A 2,265-nucleotide genomic window follows, 5' to 3' on the forward strand; every position below is an offset into this window, starting at 1 on the left:
ATTCTCTATCGCTAAACATCTGATCCGCTGGACTTTACTGGCAATTCCCCTGGCCCTGGTCGTAGGCTCGCTGGTAGCGTTATTCCTATGGTTGCTGGAGGAAGCTACCCGGCTGCGCTGGCAGCAACCCTGGTTATTATACCTGCTGCCTTTAGCCGGTATCGGCATTTACTTCCTGTATAAAAAGCTGGGTAAAAATTCAGAAGCGGGTAACAACCTCATTATGGATGAAATACACCAGCCCGGCGGCGGTATACCAGCCCGCATGGCGCCCCTGGTGCTGCTCACCACCGTTGTAACGCACCTGTTTGGCGGCTCTGCCGGGCGGGAAGGTACTGCCGTACAAATAGGCGGCAGCATGGCCCACCTGCTGGGCCGCCGTATGCGCCTCACGGAAAAGGATATACGTATTTTACTCATGGCAGGTATTGCCGCCGGTTTCGGCGCCGTATTTGGCACCCCGCTTACCGGCGCTGTGTTTGCACTGGAAGTGCTGGCCATAGGAACTATCCGGTACGATGCGCTGGTGCCCTGCCTGATAGCCGCCGTATTTGCAGATATTGTTTGTTCCGCCTGGGGTATTCATCATACCCATTACCATATTGATTTTGCACCGCATAACAGCACACCTTTTTTACCCTTCCTGCATATGGACCTGCTGCTGTTAGCTAAAGTGGTATTGGCTGGTGTGGCCTTTGGTATGGCCAGCTACCTGTTTGCCAACAGCATGCACCTGATCAAACAATATGCGCAGCGTTACATACAGCCGGCCTGGCTGATACCGGCCGTTGGCGGTGTGATCATCATTGCATTCAGCTGGGTGCTGGGCACCCGCGATTACCTGGGGCTGGGCGTTAGCAGCCAGTATCCATCCGGCGTAAGTATCCTGAATGCATTTCATGCCGGCGGCGCCACTCCCTGGAGCTGGTTATGGAAGCTGCTGTTCACCGCTATTACCTTAGGCATGGGCTTTAAAGGGGGAGAGGTAACTCCGCTGTTCTTTATAGGCGCTGCATTAGGTAATACCCTGGCCATACTGTTAGGCGCGCCGGTGGATCTGTTTGCCGGCATGGGCTTCATTGCCGTATTTGCGGGTGCCACCAACACACCTATTGCCTGCACCTTAATGGGCGTGGAGCTGTTTGGCACCTCACATGTATTATACTTTGCAGTGGCCTGTTTTACCGCGTATTATTTCAGCGGGCATAGTGGTATTTATAAAGCGCAGCGTATGGCCGTGCATAAAGGCGAAAGCTCAACCATTAAAAAGTAAAAGATGCCTGAACTGAAGAGGAACGTATTTCTATTAATTGGAGCCGTTTTGGTGATCCTCTTCCTGGTGCTTACAAAAAAGGCCAGAAAGGTGATGAATAAAGGGATCCAGGTGCAGGGTGTTGTTTTTGATATTGTTAGCGGCAGCACCGATCAGGCCATAACACAACATCCTGTTATCCGCTTCCTGACCATCAACAACGTATGGATCACGGAACCTTATTACACCAGCACCTTTCCTGTTTCCTTAAAAAAAGGACAAACAGTAAAGGTGGTGTATAGCCCACGGGATCCAAAAAGTTTTATCATCAAACCCGAGGGGATTGCATTATACCTGCCATTAGGCATCCTGATGCTGGGCTCTGTTTTTTTAATAGCCGGCGTTTATAAATTATTACGGCCCTGAATTACATCCATACCACTTTCTGTTCGGCAGTATGCGCCTGCCCTATAATGGCTGCGTAGAGCTCCGGCCTGCGGGCCTGCCGGTAGCGGTATCCGCCGGATTGCTGTAATTTTTCCACTGTGCAGGTAGCAATGCTTATATCATTATCCAGCGCACGGCATTCTGCAATTACATCTCCAAACGGATCCAAGATCATGGAGCAGCCGTTCTTCAGCTGATCATCATCCATCCCGATAGGATTAGAGAACACTACATAAATGCCGTTATCATAAGCGCGGGCAGGCAGCCATTTCATGAGCCAGCTGCGCCCCTTCATGCCATCAAATTCCAGCCGCAAAGAGGTAGGATCCGCTACGCGGTTATCCCACAGCTTCGGATCCACAAAGCCCGCTCCTGGCCGGGTTGAGGGTGTGCACATAGTAACATGCGGCATAAAAATAATATCCGCGCCCAGCAAGGTAGTGGCGCGTACATTTTCAATGATATTATTATCGTAGCAGATCAGGATCCCGCACTTCCAGCCAAAGAGCTCAAACACTACGTATTGATCGCCAGGTGTAAGGTGCGGGTTAATGAAGGGATGCAGC

At 51.2% G+C, this 2,265-nt stretch carries 3 protein-coding genes; 2 read left to right on the plus strand and 1 reads right to left on the minus strand.

The window, feature by feature from the left end; genetic code table 11:
• The first annotated feature begins 7 nt into the window (after window positions 1–7).
• Both VIM87_RS28815 and VIM87_RS28820 read left to right on the plus strand, forming a co-directional pair.
• Window positions 8–1,273 carry a voltage-gated chloride channel family protein gene (locus tag VIM87_RS28815; RefSeq protein WP_332000332.1) on the plus strand — a complete coding sequence of 422 codons (1,266 nt, stop codon included), beginning with the start codon at window positions 8–10 and terminating at the stop codon, window positions 1,271–1,273.
• Window positions 1,274–1,276: 3 nt separating this feature from the next.
• On the plus strand, window positions 1,277–1,678 hold the full coding sequence (locus tag VIM87_RS28820) for a DUF3592 domain-containing protein (protein WP_332000330.1): 402 nt from the start codon (window positions 1,277–1,279) through the stop codon (window positions 1,676–1,678).
• 1 nt (window position 1,679) lies between these two features.
• Here VIM87_RS28820 and VIM87_RS28825 read toward each other — a convergent pair.
• A partial coding sequence (locus tag VIM87_RS28825) for a nitrilase-related carbon-nitrogen hydrolase (protein ID WP_332000331.1) occupies window positions 1,680–2,265 on the minus strand: 586 nt, incomplete at its 5' end.

The organism is Chitinophaga sp., from assembly GCF_036569125.1.
GTDB lineage: Bacteria > Bacteroidota > Bacteroidia > Chitinophagales > Chitinophagaceae > Chitinophaga.

Excerpts from the sequence above, each read along its gene's own strand:
- VIM87_RS28820 (WP_332000330.1), top strand. The coding sequence starts at position 1,277 with ATGCCTGAACTGAAGAGGAACGTATTTCTATTAATTGGAGCCGTTTTG.